The 16,981-nt window shown below is 61.8% G+C and carries 12 protein-coding genes; 8 read left to right on the top strand and 4 right to left on the bottom strand.

Annotated elements, in window-relative coordinates; genetic code table 11:
- Nucleotides 1-55 precede the first annotated feature (55 nt).
- A complete protein-coding gene (locus DN745_RS15325; protein ID WP_111336168.1) occupies nt 56-1,066 on the top strand; it encodes an NAD(P)H-dependent glycerol-3-phosphate dehydrogenase in 1,011 nt (336 codons plus the stop codon).
- 63 nt (nt 1,067-1,129) lie between these two features.
- Nucleotides 1,130-1,963 carry a type I methionyl aminopeptidase gene (gene map / locus DN745_RS15320; RefSeq protein WP_239497551.1) on the top strand — a complete coding sequence of 278 codons (834 nt, stop codon included), beginning with the start codon at nt 1,130-1,132 and terminating at the stop codon, nt 1,961-1,963.
- Nucleotides 1,964-1,979: 16 nt separating this feature from the next.
- Here map and DN745_RS15315 read toward each other — a convergent pair whose 3' ends face one another.
- A complete protein-coding gene (locus DN745_RS15315; protein WP_111336166.1) occupies nt 1,980-3,536 on the bottom strand; it encodes a serine/threonine-protein kinase in 1,557 nt (518 codons plus the stop codon).
- A gap of 300 nt (nt 3,537-3,836) precedes the next feature.
- Between DN745_RS15315 and DN745_RS15310 the strand changes: the two genes are divergently transcribed.
- Nucleotides 3,837-6,818 carry an MXAN_5808 family serine peptidase gene (locus DN745_RS15310; protein ID WP_162687710.1) on the top strand — a complete coding sequence of 994 codons (2,982 nt, stop codon included), beginning with the start codon at nt 3,837-3,839 and terminating at the stop codon, nt 6,816-6,818.
- Nucleotides 6,819-6,926: 108 nt separating this feature from the next.
- On the opposite strand, the gene bcp is transcribed toward DN745_RS15310, so the two are convergent.
- Entirely contained in the window at nt 6,927-7,400 is a 474-nt protein-coding gene (bcp, locus tag DN745_RS15305; RefSeq protein WP_239497550.1) for a thioredoxin-dependent thiol peroxidase, read from the bottom strand.
- A gap of 270 nt (nt 7,401-7,670) precedes the next feature.
- On the opposite strand from bcp, the gene DN745_RS15300 reads away from it, so the two are divergent.
- Nucleotides 7,671-7,937 (top strand): hypothetical protein, encoded by a 267-nt coding sequence (locus DN745_RS15300; protein ID WP_111336163.1) that lies wholly within the window; start codon nt 7,671-7,673, stop codon nt 7,935-7,937.
- Between the two features lie 87 nt (nt 7,938-8,024).
- A complete protein-coding gene (locus DN745_RS15295) occupies nt 8,025-9,284 on the top strand; it encodes a MiaB/RimO family radical SAM methylthiotransferase (RefSeq protein ID WP_111336162.1) in 1,260 nt (419 codons plus the stop codon).
- A gap of 41 nt (nt 9,285-9,325) precedes the next feature.
- On the opposite strand, the gene DN745_RS15290 is transcribed toward DN745_RS15295, so the two are convergent.
- Nucleotides 9,326-10,831, bottom strand: a complete 1,506-nt coding sequence (locus tag DN745_RS15290; protein WP_111336160.1) for a hypothetical protein — start codon at nt 10,829-10,831, stop codon at nt 9,326-9,328.
- Nucleotides 10,831-12,093: a hypothetical protein gene (locus tag DN745_RS15285; protein ID WP_111336159.1), complete on the bottom strand. Its 1,263-nt coding sequence runs from the start codon at nt 12,091-12,093 to the stop codon at nt 10,831-10,833. Before DN745_RS15285 ends, DN745_RS15290 begins: the two co-directional genes overlap by 1 nt.
- A gap of 320 nt (nt 12,094-12,413) precedes the next feature.
- On the opposite strand from DN745_RS15285, the gene DN745_RS15280 reads away from it, so the two are divergent.
- The 3 genes from DN745_RS15280 to DN745_RS15270 all read left to right on the top strand — a co-directional run bounded on the left by DN745_RS15280 (nt 12,414) and on the right by DN745_RS15270 (nt 16,877).
- Nucleotides 12,414-13,829, top strand: a complete 1,416-nt coding sequence (locus DN745_RS15280; protein WP_133622159.1) for a hypothetical protein — start codon at nt 12,414-12,416, stop codon at nt 13,827-13,829.
- A 56-nt stretch (nt 13,830-13,885) separates the two neighbouring features.
- The gene (locus DN745_RS15275; protein ID WP_133622160.1) at nt 13,886-14,569 is read left to right on the top strand and encodes a hypothetical protein; all 684 of its coding nucleotides are present in this window, start codon (nt 13,886-13,888) and stop codon (nt 14,567-14,569) included.
- A 181-nt stretch (nt 14,570-14,750) separates the two neighbouring features.
- Nucleotides 14,751-16,877: a hypothetical protein gene (locus DN745_RS15270; protein ID WP_111336154.1), complete on the top strand. Its 2,127-nt coding sequence runs from the start codon at nt 14,751-14,753 to the stop codon at nt 16,875-16,877.
- Nucleotides 16,878-16,981 lie beyond the last annotated feature (104 nt).

Here is a 16,981-nt window from a genome sequence, read left to right as displayed (position 1 = left end):
CTGTTATGTGGAGCAGCAACGTCCGCGTATTTCTTAGGCAATAAGCGAGAAGACTATGAAGATTGGCGTTATCGGTGCAGGTTCTTGGGGCACGGCCCTGGCGAAATTATTGGCCGAAAATGGTCACGATATTATGATGTGGGCGCACGACAAGCCGCTGCCCGAACAGATCAATGTCGACCACGAGAATCCCGTGTATTTGCCCGGGTTTACCTTGCCCAAAAACCTGCGCGCGACCGGTGAATTAGCCGAAGCCGTGGTGGGCCAGGAGCTGATCTTATCGGTGGTCCCAAGCCATGTGTTGCGCAAGGTGCTGGTGCAATTGGCGCCGCTGGTGGAGCCGGGGACGCCCTTTGTGAGCGCGACCAAGGGGATCGAGAACGAAACGCAGATGCTGGTGTCGGATATCCTGGAGGACGTGCTGCCCGAGCATTGCCTGCCTTATCTGGCGTATTTGTCCGGGCCGAGCTTCGCGCGCGAGGTCGCCGACCACAAGCCCACCGCGGTCACCATCGCCTCCTTTAATCATCGACTCGCCGAGCGGGTCCAGCGCGTCTTTAGCAATGATGTGTTTCGCGCCTATACGACCACGGATGTGGTGGGCGTGGAGGTGGGCGGGGCGCTCAAGAACGTCATCGCCATCGCCGCCGGCGGGATCGCAGGCATGGAGTTGGGCTCGAACTCGATGGCGGGCATGATCACGCGCGGGCTGCACGAGATTACGCGCCTGGGCGTGACGATCGGGGCGAATCCGCTCACACTTTCTGGACTTGCGGGAATGGGTGACCTGGTTCTAACGTGCACCGGCGGGCTGAGCCGAAACCGCTCTGTGGGCGTCAAACTCGGTCAGGGGTATACCATCGAGGAGATTCTCAGCGAGATGAATATGGTCGCTGAGGGCGTCAAGACGGCCAGAAGCGTGCATGACCTGGCCGCCAAACTCGGCGTTGAGATGCCGATCTGCGACCAGGTTTATCGCGTGATTTACGAAGGAAAGAGCACCAAGGACGCGGTTCATGAGTTGATGAAGCGCGATCTGAAGCCGGAACTCAAAGGTCTATATTAAACACCTCGGCCAGCGCCGAGCATTCAGGTTCAAAAGAGCTATTTTATAGCACGGAAATGAGAAATGAAGATGAGAAGACGCCGCCAATTGACGCTTTTATCCAAGGACGAAATCCAGCGGATGCGCGAGGCGGGCCAGCTGGCCGCCGAGCTGATCTGTCACCTCGGTGATATGGTCGAAGCCGGGATTTCGACCCAGGAGATCAACGACGAGGCGGAGCGTTGGGGCAAGGCCAGAAAGATCATCCACGCGCCCTTTAATTATAAGGGGTTCCCGCGCAGCATCTGCACCAGCGTCAACGAGGTGATCTGCCACGGCATCCCGAACTCCGAGCTGATCTTAAAGGATGGCGACATCATCTCCATCGACGTGACGCCGATCCTCAATGAGTACCACGGCGACACCTGCGCGACGTTCTTTGTCGGTGAGCCGGCGCCGAAGACCCGCGAGTTGGTCGAGGTCACCGCGCAGTGCTTGATGCGCGGCATTCGCGAGATTCGCCCGGGCAAGCGCATCGGCGATATCGGCGCGGCGATTCAGGCCCACGCCGAGCCGCTCGGGTTCTCGGTGGTGCGTGACTTTATCGGCCACGGCATCGGGCGCAACTTCCACGGCTCCCCCGAAGTTCCCCATTATGGCACGCGCAACACCGGGCTTCGCTTGCGCCCGGGGATGGCCTTTACGGTCGAGCCGATGATCAACGTGGGCGACTACGGGGTGAAGGTGCTCGACGACGACTGGACCGCCATTACCCGGGACCGGAGCCTGTCGGCCCAATTCGAGCATACGCTCGTGGTCACCGAGGACGGCGTTGAGATCATGACCTGTCGTGAAGGCGACGACCCCTTCAAGATCGCGCCGGGCGGAAAGATCAATTTTGAGGAAATCGGCCTCTAAATTCAGCGGGCCACGCTCACCAATATTGCAGCAAGAAGATGAAGATGCCAAGAATCGCCCCGCCGATTCCAACCCCGATCAGCGCCTCCTTAATGAGATGGGAGCGCGAGGTCGACGAGTTGGAAGAGGCGGGGCGTTGGTGATCGAGCTGCAGCTCGGCGCTCAGCGGTTGGTCATTGAAGTGTTGGATGACGTTGCCGCGCTCGAATTGCGTGGTGCTATCGGTCTGGGGCGCCGGGGAGGCCCAGGAGGGGTCGCGAAACTCCGGAGTGGGCGCGGCCCACTGTTGTTGGGCGGGCTCGGGGAGCAGCGCCGGCTGGGTGATTGAAGACTCGGATTGGGCATCGTGGGTAGCCAGCGAGGGAAGGCGTTGGCTTAGTTGGCTTTGGCGCGCCTGCGACGGCCCGACGTCGTAGCTATTGCGCCGGGTGGTGGTGTCGGTGGGCTCGGCGCGCAGCTGGCGCGACTGCGTTCGACTACGTTGGCGCAGCGAACCCTGCATGGAGTGGGCGGGCGCCTCCTGGGGCTCGTAGTCCGGGAAGTCGGCGAAGGGGTCAATGGAGCCGTGTGGGTTGGTCGCGGTGATGCTCTGGGAGGTGGCCAGGGCGCGGTTGACCTCGGCCATCGACGGCAGCCCGGTGGCGTGCGGGGTGGTCATGGCGTCCTCGCCGCTGGCCTGAGCGTGCACCAGCGATGAGGCGCGGCGGCGGCGCGCGCCCTGGCGGGTCTCCAGGGTGGCCAGGTCCAGGACCATGTCGGTCGGGGTCTGGTAGCGGGCGTTGACGTCCTTTTCGACCGCGCGCTGGATGATGTCGGCGAAGATCGACTCGGTGATGGTGGGCGGGAATTTGATCGGTTTGTCGGAGGCCTGGAACATGATGGTGTCGTAGATCGACTCGATCTGGACGATCTTTTTGCCGGTCAGCATCTCGGCCATGATCAGGCCGAGCGCGTAGATATCGGCCTGGGCGCCGACGTTCTTTTTGTGCACCAACTCCGGGGACATATAGGCCGGTGTGCCGACCAGGGTTTTGGCGGCGGTCAACTCGTCGCCGGCGCGCCCGCCGTCGTCGAGCGCCTTGGCGAAGCCGAAGTCCAAGACCTTGACGTGGCCGTTGCCGCCGTCATTGACCAGGAAGATATTGGCCGGCTTGAGGTCGCGATGGACGATGCCGAGTTCGTGCGCAGCTTCCAGAGCGGAGAGTGTCTCCAGGGCGATTCGCTTGACCAGGCGCGGGCTCAGCGGGCCGTGGTGGGCGAGCAGGGCGCGCAGGTCGGTGCCTTCGAGGAACTCCATGGCCATATAGGGCAGGCCCGAGGCGGTCTGGCCGTAATAGTAGACGCGCAGCACGTGGGGGTGGTGCAGGCTATAGACCAGGCGGGCTTCGCGCTCGAAGCGTTGGCGCAACTCCTGTTCGTCGTGGGGCCCGGGCTTGAGCACCTTGAGCGCAAGGGTGCGCCCTTCGAGCAGATCGTGGACGCGATAAACCGCCCCGAAATTTCCGTGCCCGAGCTCCGCGTCGACGCGGAATACATCGTCGACGACCTCACCGAGTTGTGGCAGTTGAGACATAAATAATTACTCGTAAACCGACGCCAGAGCGAGCGAACTTGCGAATCAAGAATGGCCGCGTGAGACTATTGTGCACCATATCCCGGCGTGTTGTCATGTGGCCAGACGCAAAATCGAAGGAATGGATGGGCGCGCGATTAAGTTTCATCGTATGACACAGTGTGTTGCATGCCAAAAAACTCGCTCGCTTTGGCGCATTGGGCTTGCCGTTGAGGCGCTGGTGCGCAATTGTAGGTTAAATGCAGGCACTGTTTTCTTCTGCTGATCTCACTAGACTTTATACAGTTTATGGAAACTCTGATGGGCAAACTCAAGCGTCACGGGCGCTTTATCGTCGCTTTTATCGCGCTGACAATTGCGTTCGCGTTAAGCGTGCAATTCAGCGATCGCGGGGTCCAATTCGACCTGCGCAACTCCAGCGTCTCGGCGGCGGAAGGGGCGGATGATAGCTACGATTTAGCGGCCCTTAAGATCTTTAATCGCGTGCTGTTGCGGATTAAGGATAATTATGTCGACCCCTCGCGCGTCGACCCGAATAAGATGCTGATTGCCGCGCTCGACCAGGTCCAAAACTCGATCTCCGAGCTGGTCGTGACCTTCGTGGGCGGCAAAGAGAAGCCGACCGAGATTCAGATCCACGTCAACGGGGATACGCAGAGCTTCGAGGTTCAAAAGATCGAGAGCCTCTGGGAGATGAGCTTCCGCCTGCAGAAGATGTTCCGCTTCATCGACGAGCATCTTGAGCCCGATGCCGAGCTCGACTTTAGCGAGATCGAATACGCAGCCATCAACGGCATGCTGTCGACGCTCGACCCGCACAGCATCCTGCTGTCGCCGAAGCATTACGACGATATGCGCACCCAGACCGGCGGCAAATTCGGCGGGCTGGGCATCGTGATTTCGATCCGCGACGGCGGCCTCACCGTGATGAGCCCGATCCCGGGGACCCCGGCGGCCAAAAAGGGCATCAAAGCGCGCGACAAAATTGTGCGCATTGGCGACGCCTCCACGGTGAATATGGGGCTGCAAGAAGCCGTTGGTATGATGCGCGGCGACCCCGGCGAGCCCATCGATATTTGGGTGATGCGCGAGTCGTGGACGGAGGCGAAGAAGTTCACCATCGTGCGCGCGATCATCAATATCGACTCGGTCGACGGTCAGGCGCTGGGTGATAAGATCGGCTATATCCGCATCAAAAATTTCCAGTCCAACACCCACGATGATCTGGTCGCGGAGCTGACCAAGCTTAAGAAGAAGATGGGCGGCATGCAGGGCCTGGTGCTCGACATGCGCGACAACCCCGGCGGCCTGCTCGACCAGGCGATCAAGGTCAGCGACACCTTCTTGGAAGAGGGCGCGATCGTGAGCACCGTGGGCGTGGGCAACCGCATGCGCGACCAGAAGGTCGCGACCCGCGCCGGCACCGAGGCGCACTATCCAATCCTCGTGCTGGTTAACGCCGGCAGCGCGTCGGCCTCCGAGATTGTGGCGGGCGCCATTCAAAATAATAAGCGCGGCCTGGTCGTGGGTGATACGACCTTCGGCAAGGGCTCGGTGCAGGTGCTCTATGAGTTTAACGATAAGTCGGCGCTCAAGCTGACGATCGCGCAATACCTGACCCCCGGCGACGTCTCGATTCAGGGCAGCGGTATTCGCCCCGACTTGCGCCTGACGCCGGTGACCTTCACCGACGGCAACGCCGATATGTTCCTGTCGCATAATATCCTGCGTGAGGGCGACCTGCAGAGCGCGTTGTCGAACGCCGCGACCTCGATCGTTGATGGCGATAATCTGCATCATATCCGCTTTTTGGCAGATCCGGCCGCCGAGGGAGAAGACGCCGATTATCAAGACCCCAACGAGTTCCGCGAGGACTTCGAGATTCGTTTCGCCCAGGAGTTGCTCGCCTCGGCCCCCAAAGCCTGGAAGGCGCCCGAGCTGATGAAGCTGGTGCAGCCCGTGCTCGAGAAGATTTCGGCGCGCGAGATGGACCGCATTCACAAGGAGCTCAAGACGTTTGGCGTCGATTGGAGCGCCGGCGAGAATCCCAAAGACGCCGAAGTCGCGCTGAAATTGACGACCTCCGCCAAGAATAACCGCGTGAAAGCCGGCGAGAAGATCGACGTGACCGCGGAGTTGACCAATAAGAGTAAGTCGCCGCTGTATCGCATGAAGGCGATCGCCACGAGCGATAATCCGGTCTTCGATGACCGCGAGTTTATCTTCGGTAAATTGAACCCCGGTGAGTCGAAATCCTGGTCGGTTGAAGTGGAAATGCCCATGGAGATGCCGACGCGTTTCGACCCGCTCACCATGCAAGTCAGCGGCCCGCAGAAGTCGTACGGGACCACGCTGAGCCAGGCGATTCGCATCGTCGGTCAGCCGCATCCGCAATTCGCGTTCGGCTATGAGATCGACGACACCAATGGCGACGGCATCCTGCAAAAAGGCGAGGAAGTGACCTTCCGGACCTCCGTGAAGAACGTCGGCACCGCCGATAGCAAGGAGGCCATGGTCTTCCTGAAGAGCCTGGCTGGCGAGGCCGTGTACCTGAAGGAGGGGCGCGCCACGATCGAGAATATTAAGCAGGGCGAGACCAAGACGGCGGACTTTACCTTCCAGGTGAAGAAGGCGCCCAAAGATAACTTTATCGAGATCGAGGTCGATATCTTCGACGAGGTCTTCCGCGACTTCGTCCACCGCAAAATCAAGCTCCCCTATAGCGAGGATACCGAGAAGGTGAAGAAGGCCTCGGGCGTCGCGACGCTGAAGAGCGGACCCGCCAACCTCTATGAGGGCGCGTCGACCGCGACAGACACCGCCGCGATCGCGCAAAAAGGCGCGACGCTGCCGGTCGTCGCCAAGAAGGGCGAGTGGATTAAGGTGAATGTTGGAGAGCAGAAGGCATGGGTCGAGGCCAAGGCCGTCAATTATGACGCCAAGGCCAGCGCCAAACTCAGCGGCATCTCGCGCCACGTGCTCTACCAGTCGCCGCAGGTCACCATCGATCTGCAGACCATGCAGACCTCGAAGAAGTCGGTGCCGCTTAAGGCCAAGATCCAGGATGAGGCGCTGATTAAAGACTATTATATCTTCGTCTTTAATCGCGAGAACGCGACCAAGGCCAATACCCGTAAGCTCAATTATACGCGGGTTGACGCGCACGAAGCCGACATCTCGGCGGAAATCCCCCTGTTCTCTGGGATGAACCGAATCTCCATCGTCGCGCGCGACGAAAACGGCATGCAGACGACTCAAGACGTCTACGTCTATCGCGAGTAGTCTTGGCTGAGGCTGGTCAGCTAGCCGAAAAAAGAAAGCCTCGCGGACTCGTAAGGAGTCCGCGGGGCTTTTTATTTGCGGCGAAAATTTAGAGCCAGCGAAGGTCGATCAGATCGAATCGCGGATCAACCGATCCACGTGCCCCGTCGCCCGGACATTGTCCTGAATCTCGGCGATCTTTCCGTCGGCGTCGATCATAAAGGTCGAGCGCACCAGGCCGATATATTTCTTGCCGTAATTGGTCTTCTCGCGCCACACGCCGTAGGCCTCGGCCATCTCGTGCTCCGGGTCGGCCATCAGGATGAAGTTCAGGTCATGCTTCTCCCGAAATTTCGCGTGGCGTTCGATGGGGTCCGGCGAGACCCCGAGAATCGTGTACCCTGCGGCCTCGAATTTCTGATGATTGTCGCGGAAATCACACGCCTGGCGGGTGCACCCCGGTGTCATATCTTTGGGGTAGAAATAGATGACCAATTTCTTTCCCTTCATATCGCTCAATGAGACCTGTCCGTGGGTGTCGGACTCGAGGCTGAAATCGGGTGCTGCGTCGCCAACTTTAAGTTTTGGGTTGATGCCCATCATAAACTCCATTGCAAAAATTGAGGGTGAAAAGACTCGTCTATGGATAGGCAATGCCTTGCTTTGAGGCAAGGCGCTCTGCGTGCAGCGGGCGTGGCTGCGGCGCGCATTTTTATTTGGGTGAGCAATTGACATTGCGCGGGGAGTTAGGGAAGACTTGCCCATGCCTGTCCCGCGCTTTTTGGCAGCATTTGCCCAGATTGTGCGCGCGGAGACGATGGCTCCTTCGATATACCGGGAAGTTTTCCGCCCCCTATACCTGCCAGGCCCTTCATGGAACCTGTTCGCATTCGCCCCGATGTTGACCCGAATTCACCCGAGTATAAGCGCAGTTTGCGCCGGGTGATGCTTATCCTATTCGTGTTGATGATCAGCGGCGGGTCTTGCCTGGGGTATCGCATTCGAAAGATGGAGGAGTATATCGCCGAGCGAAAGGCGGCCGAGGCGGCCGGCGAAGTCGAAGCGGGCGCCGATGCGCCCTCGGATTCCGCGGCGCCCGGGCAACCCGGGGCTGTGCCTTCTGGCCAAAAGACCCCCTGAGTTTGCGAGCTTTATGGCCGTTTGCTCTCACCATATCGGCCGTCAAAATCGCCCCAAAAACCTATCTAAAGATCTGAAGTTATCGCGATGAAAATTCATTTTGTGACCCACGGCTGCAAGGCCAATCAATACGACTCCGAGCGCTTTCGCCAGGAACTTGAGGCCCGCGGCGCGCAGAGCGTGGATGACCCGGCCGAGGCGGACGCCTACGTCATCAATACCTGCACCGTGACCAACAACGCGGACGCCGCGGCGCGAAAGGCGATTCGCCGGCTCAAGCGCGATAACCCGGACGCCCAGATCATCGTGGCCGGCTGCTCGGCGGCGCTGCATTTTGACGCCTACCAGGGCATGGAGCAGGTCACCGGCGTGGTCAAGGGCCACGACGCCGTCGAGGTCGCGGGCATGCTCGCCCCGGTCTCGCCGCTCATCGACATCCACGAGGAGCCGATCGGCGGACTTTTGCTCAAGCGAAACGAGCGCGGCACCCGCGGGTGGATGAAGATCCAGGACGGCTGCAATCGGCGCTGCTCGTTTTGCGCGACCAAGCTCGCCCGCGGCAAGAGCCGCTCGCGCGGCGAAGACGCGATCATCGCCGAGGCGCGGCAGTTGGCCGAATTCCACCGCGAGATCGTCTTCACCGGCATTCATATTGGCCACTATGGTATCGATATGGAGGAGCCGAAATCCCACACATTCTCGCTGCTGATTCAACGCCTTTTGGACGAGGTTCCGGGCGTGCGTTTTCGCATGGGGAGCATCGAGGCGACCGAGATCGATGACCTGATGCTCGACCTTTTGGCGGAGTCCGACGGGCGTCTGGTGCCGCATTTGCACGTGCCGATGCAGGCTGGCTCGAACGCGGTGCTGCGCAATATGCGCCGCTGGCATACCCGCGAGCAATACCGCGACCGCCTGCTCGAGATCACCGAGCGTCTGCCGTATCTGGGCCTTGGCGCAGACGTCATCGTCGGGTTCCCCGGCGAGACCGACGAGGACTTCGCCGACACGGTCGACCTGGTCGAGACGCTGCCCTTTACCTATCTGCACGTCTTCCCCTACTCGGAGCGCGACGGCACGGTCGCGGCCGAGATGGACGGCAAGATCCACGGCGACGTCAAAGCCGCGCGCAGCCAGCACCTGCGCGATCTGGCCCAGGCCAAGGGCATGGCCTACCAGCGCGAGCGCGTCGGGCAGGCCGCCGAGATCGTGGTCGAGGATAATGACTACGGCGTGACCGAGGATTATCTGCGGGTGCGCCTTGTCGGCAACCCCGCCGAGCGCATCGGCGATCTGGTCTACGCGCCGCTGCAGATGGACGGCGAGCAGATGATCGCGCGGGTCTAATTTTCCAATATGTTGCAGCGGGGGAGGCGGCTAAAAGGCTTTTAGAATCGGTAGGATACGTCGAGTTGCCCGCTCAGCGGGATGTTGAAATTTCGCCGCGATAGCGGGACGAAATAATAAGACGCGCTCCCGCTGGCGATCAGGCTGAATTGCCGATAGGCGTTCCAGATGATGCGGGGGCGCACGTTTGCGCCCACGAAGAGGCTGTCATTGTCGATGCGCACCGCGAAGTTGCGGTCGGCGCGCTCGGCGCATTGGGCGTTGATGTCCGGGCAGGCATAGAAGCTGCCCAGGCTGCTGCCCTCCAGGCTGAGCTGGGCGCCGAAGTTGAACGCCCCCACGCTCACGCCCAGGTCGCCGCCGAAGAACCCGCGCGCGATGCTAAAATCGTCGAAGACAAATCCGGCATAATCGCGCATGGAGTTCAGCAGTTGCGCGCCCAGGACCAGCGAAAACTCATGGGTGAGCTGCAGTCTGCCGGCGACGCTCAGGCCGTAATTTCCCCAGGGCTGGGTGCGCGCGCGCTCCTGGTAGGGGTACTGCATAAACGAGGTGTAGGCGAAGCCGAAGTCCAGCGAGAATGGGCTGGCGCCGTTGGTCGTGACCACGGTCGACGCCGGGGCGGTCGGCTGCGGCGGGGCGATCAGGCAGGGTAAGAAGCGGCTCATCAGGCGATTGCCCGCCGCGCGCAGGGTGGCCGGGTCGAGGTCCGCGATCTCGATGCTCTCGGGGGGCAAGAAGCGCGATTCGCTCTGCGAGTAGACGTAGAGCGTCGCCTCGAAGGTCCCGCGCTCGGTCGGCCAGGCGTAGCCGAACGCGGCGAAGTCGGTGTCCGAGAATTCGGCCAACGCTGCGGCCTCCCGGGTCTGCGGCCCCTCGTCGCGCAGCAGGGTGACCAGGGATTCGCGCGCGCTGTCATAGATGCGCACGACGTCGTCGGGATAATAGCCCGGGCGAATCCGGCGCGCCGGGTCCAGCAGGGTCATCGTTTGGAGGCGGTCGAAGAGCTTGAGCGTGGTGCGGTCCTGCTCGATATAGCTCAGCGCCAGGTAGAGGGCGACCTCGGCCACCCGCTCGGGGTCGACCAGCCCGTAGTTTAACTCCTGGTAGGTCTCGAAGGCGCTCTCCAAATAGGTCGCCGCCGAGGCGACGTCGAGCTTGGTATAGGAGTCGATGCCCAGCCGGGTCGCCAACTCGGCGTTGGTGAGCCGGTAGTCGTAGCCGCGGGCGGTGCGCACCGCCTGCTGGAGGTCGGATTGGCTGACCAGGTAGAGGGTGTCGTGCTGGCGGCGGGCGAAATCCGCCGCGCCCTGATAAAACGCGCGCGAGGTGCGCACCGCCGCGTCGGCGTCTTCGAAGTCCGCGAAGACCTGGAAATGCGGCGATATCACCAGGCTCGCCGGCTTTGGCGCCGGTGGGGCCTGGGCCGAGAGCCCCGCGGGCCCGGCGACGATAAAGAGCAGGGCGCCCAGCCAAATAAGGCAGAGCGCCGCGCCCCGGCGCGCTGGCGTCTTCGCTCCCCTCGCCTCACTATGTGTCGCCCGCATTATCGCCATAATTGGTAGGGGTTGACTCGCGGCAGGGGGATGGTCGTGCTCTGCAGGAATTGGTCGGTCACGAAGAGGCCGATCGTCGACAGATGCGCCGGCGTGGGGTGCAGCTCAATATTGAGGACCTGGTCCCCCTCTGAGCAGACGTCGACCAGGTAGAAATGTTCGTCGCAGCGGTTGTTTTCGGCGCATGATTCGGCGCCCTGGATCTCGGAGCGCATCGTGCGCGACAGGTCGTTGAGGCTTCCCTCGACGAAGAGCAGGGCCGTGCCCCACTGGTCGGTGCCGCGGTCGCAATACGGCCGGGTCGCCGGGCGCAGGCTGCTGGCGACCAACTTCTCGTTGACCACATCCCAGCTAAATTGCCAATCGCGCAGCGAGATATCCTCGGGGCGGTCGGCCTCGGAGTCGTCGACCACCGCGAAGTGCCCCAGCGCCAGGGTCGTCTGGCCGCTGGCCATGCGCACGACGTCGGGGGGCGGGGCGACCGCGAAGCGGCGCTCATTTTTGAGGGCGTGCTGCTGGGCGTCGAAGTTGGTGCCGAAGCCGTCGTCCAGCGGAATCGCCGGGGTCTGGCGGTTGACGGCGGCCAATTGGCTGGAGCCCGCCGCCGGCTGAACGCCCACCCAGGCCACGGTCAGCACGGGGTTATGGATGTCGTAATCGGCCGCAGCCGGCATCTTCTGGGTCGCGCCGCTGTCGGGGTCGCGCGGAAAGCTCACCTTGATAAGCGTGTCGTCGATGCTCTGGCAGTCGACGTCGGGCTCCTCGCTCACCCGCTCCATGCGCAGCGCTTCGATCCCGTCGAAGGGCGCGCTGGTGCTCTCCTCATAGAGGGTGATGTCCATGGAGAGCTCGTTATGAAGCGTGCCAAAGAGCTGGCTGCGCGGGATCTGGCGGGACTCCTTGTTGATATAGAGGCGAAATTTATTCGCGTCGCTGTCAAAGCTCTGGGCGTCGCTCCACACGCATAACTTCTGTTTGCCGAAGGGGTCGCCGGTGATCGGGTCGCGCTGGTAGACGCGCAGGATGGCCGAGACGTTGTCGCCGAAGCGAAATAGGTCGACCGCCAGGGCGTCACCGTTTCGCCCCGAAGCCTCGATATTCTCGCGAAACGTCCCCGAATACCCGTCCTCGTACCCCGGGCAGGCGCTGCTAAAGAGCAGCACAAAGAGCAGCACGAGCGCACGCCCCACCCGGCGGTGCTCATGCACCCCCGCGGCCAATGCCACCAGGTTGGGAATCGCTCGCGACTTCAACTAGAATCCTCACTTCAGAACTGCGCATTTGTGATCTTCGCAACCGCCGCGCGCACTATAGGTGTACGAGCCTCCAATTGCACCCCAGTATGTGGAGTATTCTTACTCCAATCGCAGGTTTAACCGAGGGCGAACCCATTGATAGGCTCTGTTTTGTTGGACGGCAAGATAATTGCATAGATCTTGTCGTGCGCCTGTACTTTTTGACAGCGCGCTCGGCTCGGTGCATAAACGCGCACATCGAAAGTGTGACCTGCTCGATTTTTATGCCCTGTGTATCGCAGCCCTCTCATCATCGACCTTTAACCGGTCTCGACTTTATGCCAAGCACACGCAATCACAAATGCTCTCACGCCCGACGCGTCCCCCTGGGGCTTCTTGTCCTCCTGGGGCTGGCGGTCATGATTTTGGGCTGCATGATGGGCGATGACGCGGGCTACGACGGCGAGTTTGGCGCGGACGCGGAGACCTCCCAGATCATGGAGGCCCAGGGCGAGCTGGCGCGCCACCGGGTCGACCAGGCCCAGGCGATCTATAATCAGATCATCTCGGAGCAGCCCAACCCGCCCGGGCAGGCATTCGCCGGAAAGGCCATCACGGACCTGCTCATGCTCCCTGGGAGTTCCGAGGTCAGCGCGCTGTTAATCGGGCACCTGGGCGCCGCGCACCCGGTCGACGCCAACGCATTATTCTACGCCGACGACGGCCTTTTTTATTGGGTGGTGCGCGGGGTCTCCTGGGAGGACCAGGGCAGCTATAAGGGCGTGCGGAGTCTGATTTCGGCCCGCCTCCCCTGGTCTCAGGAGCAACTTTCGGGCACGCAGATTTTCTTTGGCGGCCTGAGCAACTCGCTTAACCTCGCCACCGCCGACCTCACTCAACTCGCCGACTCCATGGGCTCGATTCAGCTCGATATCGAGCGCGCGCTTCAAGATGAGTATTTCGACTCGATCTATATCCCGGGGCTGACCTTTCACTCCGAGCGGCTCGACCTTTTTCTGGGCCGCGCGGAGCTGCAGCTTCTGTCGGCGACCGTGGCGTGGGTGCGCGCCGGGCTCTATTTTTTGAGCGCCTATGATTACGACTTCAGCCTGGACGACGCGCTCGGAAGTCAGACCCCGCAGCGCCAAGACCCTCAGCAGGGCTGGGGCGTCGAAGACTATGCTCATGCCTTCTTGGACGCGCGGGTGCTGCGCCAGGTCGACTCCCCCGAGCGCCTGCTCCAGGCGCGCGAGGCCCTGGAGGGCGGGCTTGATTCCACGATGGGCGCCATCCGCGACGGGATGAGCGCGTCGTGGCAAACCAGCATTCGCTGGGACAAGGGAAACCCCGCGCATGCCGAGCAGATCCTGGGCTTCCTCGGCGCGCTGCGCGCCTCGCTGGCCGGGCCGGCCGTGATCCCGGGCTCTTCGCCCGAGACGACCATCGACCTGTCTTCGTTTTTTGAGGGCGGGCGCGTCCTGGACGGCTCCATCGACTGGTTTGAGCGCGTGGTGGACCCCGAGGTCATCGTGTCGAGTCAAAACGACCAGGGCGAGTGGGTGGAGGCCGAATACGTGGAGTGGGTGATCACCGAGGACGCCGCCCAGGCGTTCTTCTTAGACGGCGTCTTCGACCCGGCCTTTGAGACCCGCGCGGACGCCCCCACCATCGAGGTCATCGATGATAAGTCCGGCGACGAGTATTTTGACGCAATCTTAGGCCCGCTTCTGGACCGAATGAACGAAGTTTTTTGAGTCTGATGAAAGCCTGCGCTCGGTAGGCTCCCCATGATAGAGACACGGAGTGTGTTATGAAGTCGTCTTCGCTCTTAGCTATGTCTATGCTCGCCGCTGCTTGTTTGCTTCCCGCGACCGCGTTGGCCCAGGATGACGCCTCGCTGTGGGTTGGTGTGTCCGGCGGGTTCGCCGGCGAGTTTAATGGAGAGTGGGATTCGCAGGTGCGTATCGGGGATATTATGGTGAACGCCGGCGACGCCATCAAGGACGTTGACATGGAGACGAGCTGGGGTGGGATGCTCCACTACGATGTCGGCGTCCACCCAAATATCGCCATCGGCGGGCGCCTGGGCTATACGAGCTTTCTCGACCGAGATCGCGCCGATGAAGGGTGGGGCCGCAATAGCGTGGTCGACCTTAATTTTGCGCCCCGCTTTCGCTTCAGCCCCGCAGGCGCGGCCTATGAGCTGTATTTGGGGGTCCCGCTGGGTTTATCGGTCGTGATCTTTGATGAGGATTGGCGCCGGAAGGGGAATGTCGATTTTGACCCCGGTTTGGGCTTTAACGTCTCCGGCCTGGCAGGCGTAAAGCTCGAGCTCGACGAGCGCTTCGGCCTCTTCGCCGAGCTGGGGTGGACGCTGCATTCCTTCCGCCTGGAGGGCCAAACCTCCGGCACCGTCTTCAATGGCGTTGACGTTGGGCTTGACGGTGATTTCAACCAATTTGCGGTGAACCTCGGCGGGACCTTTCAGCTCTGAGAGGTGCCTCCCCGGCGACAAGAGCGTCAGCGGCTAGCGCGCTTGTCGACACCTTCCGGCGGCAGGCGCGCCGGCTCGCGGGAGTCGGTGAACTCGACTTTTGCGGTGGCACGGCGTATGGGTGGGAGGCCGTCACTCCCACGGAGCCTCTCCGAATTTGAAGACTCTTTCGCCAATATCTATGCACCGCACGCACCGCTTCGTTACAAATTATCGCAAATGCCTGTTGGGGGGCCTGCTGACCCTGAGCATCCTGCTGATGAGCGGGTCGACCGCGCAGGCCTACGACTATCTTGAGCACTCCTTTCTGGGAGACCGCGCCTGCCTGGACGCGCAGACCCGTCTGGCCGCGCGCATTGAGGCGGGGGATGCCTCCTATGAGACGATGACCCGCTATCTGGCCCTCGGGCTGGTGTGCCCGGAGCGCTGGGAGCGCCGCTATTGTGAGGATGGGTATAAGCAGGCAGAAGCCGGGCTGAACCGCTTAAGCGGGCCGCCGGCCGAGAGCGAAGAGATCGCGGCGACCTTCGGCGATTTTGTCGCGCTGCCCGACCATCTGTCGCGCTACGGACCGGTGCGCGGGCTTCCGCGGCTTGGGCGCTTTGGCCTGGCGTTTAATACCTGGAAATGGTTGACCGCCGATGACGGCGACGCCGGCGGTGTCATCGGCGCCGTGGCGCATAAGGCCTGCCAAGACAGCGAGATGGTGCCGTGGCGCCGGGTCGAGGCCGATATCGAGGTCACGTTGAATCGCTTCGACAAACACGGGTTGGAGGCCGTGCCGGGGAATTTGCTCAGCCCGCTGACCCACGCGCCGGTGCCCACTGGGCCGTCGGACCCCTCGGCGATCTATAGCTTTATCAATCCGCATTATCTCGACCTGGTGCTTCGAAACCACGACCATTTCGGCAAATACTCCTTCGGTGCGTGGCTCGGCTTTCACTCCGCGGCGGTGTCGACGGCGCGCTATACCTGCGAAGATCTGATCGACTTCAGCGTCGACCAATTGGAGGACCTCGCCGACGATATGCCCGAATATAGCGCGATCGATTGGGGCGGGCTGAGCGAGACGATTCGCGCCCAGCGCGGCTGCGATATGATGCGCGAGTCGGTGCATAAACGCCTGCTCGAGTGGCAAAGGCGCGCCGACCCGAAGTTGGTCGCGCCGGTGCAATCGATGCTCGCCGCGCTGCTGGCCGATGACGCCCCGCAGAACGCCGCGCCGCGCCGCGCGCTGCTCGACGGCGTGAGCGCCGCGACCACCTCGCTGGTCTTAGAGGGCGTGGGCCTGCACTTTTTGCAGGACGGCCTGGCCGCCGGGCATATGCGCACCATCCGCGCCAAGGGCCAGCTCGAGGTCGTGCGCTACGAGCATAACTCCGACAATAAGAACGGCGTCGTCGCCCTGCTGCAAACCCGCAGCGGCGAGTATCCGTTTTTGGCCTACGGCGACACGTATATGCTCGGGCCCCAGCTGCTGCCGAGTTTTGTCGATTGCAATTGGAATGAGCTCGCCCACGGCACGCCGTCTCCGCGCCTGGTGACCAATTGCCTGCTTCAGCATCAACGCGGCCTGCTCATCGCGACCTCCTCGGCGAGCCTGGTCGACTGGGCCCTTGACGGCACGCTTTATGAGGCGCCGAACGCGCAGCCTTCGGGGCACCGTTCCTCGGCCGGCGCGGCGCGCGACGACAACTGCGCCAACCCCGACGCGCTCATCAACTTTGTGTGTCGCACGCTTCCGGCGCGCGCCACGGTGACCCCGGGGCTTGAGACCAATAGCTCCGAGGCCATCAGCATGCGCATGCAGCACGGCTCGATTCCGGTGCCGCCGCCGCCCTTTGCCTACCAATCACTGATGATCGACATCGGCCTGGAGGCCACCGGCGACGCCAGCCAGCTCGGCGTGCACGTGAACCTATTGGAGGAGTTGGACAGCCGCGCCAATTGGCTGGTCAGCCACTCCATCGGCGCGCGCACCACCCTGGGCGACAGTAATTTCAACCAGATCAGCCTGGACTACGCCTATAGTTTTCACTGGCGCTGGGCGGCCCGCTTCAGCATCGACGCGCGCAATTCGGTCTTCACCGGCATCAAGCACCTCAACGTCGACCCGACTTTCTTCGCCGGGCTCGCCCCCGGGGTCGGCATGACCCTATTGCCCGAGGGGTGGACGAAGCTGCCGCTGGAGATGAGCCTGAGCTACCGACTTCCGCTGAATTTCTTTAGCTCCGATGGCGGCTTTTTCGCCGACGATATCATCGGCGGGCATTGGATTATTTTCGGGTTGGGATTGGCGTATATGTGAGAATTGTTCTATTTCTTTTGCAGGGTATATGATTGCGCTTGCTCGGGGCGCAGGGAGGCCGAAGTTGGCGTCCGGCGCGCGAGCAGCGTCGAAGCGATTGCCTG

Source organism: Bradymonas sediminis (assembly GCF_003258315.1).
Classification (GTDB): domain Bacteria; phylum Myxococcota_A; class Bradymonadia; order Bradymonadales; family Bradymonadaceae; genus Bradymonas; species Bradymonas sediminis.
Note: the sequence above shows the minus strand (reverse complement) of the source record. Positions and strands in the feature narration are given on the sequence as shown.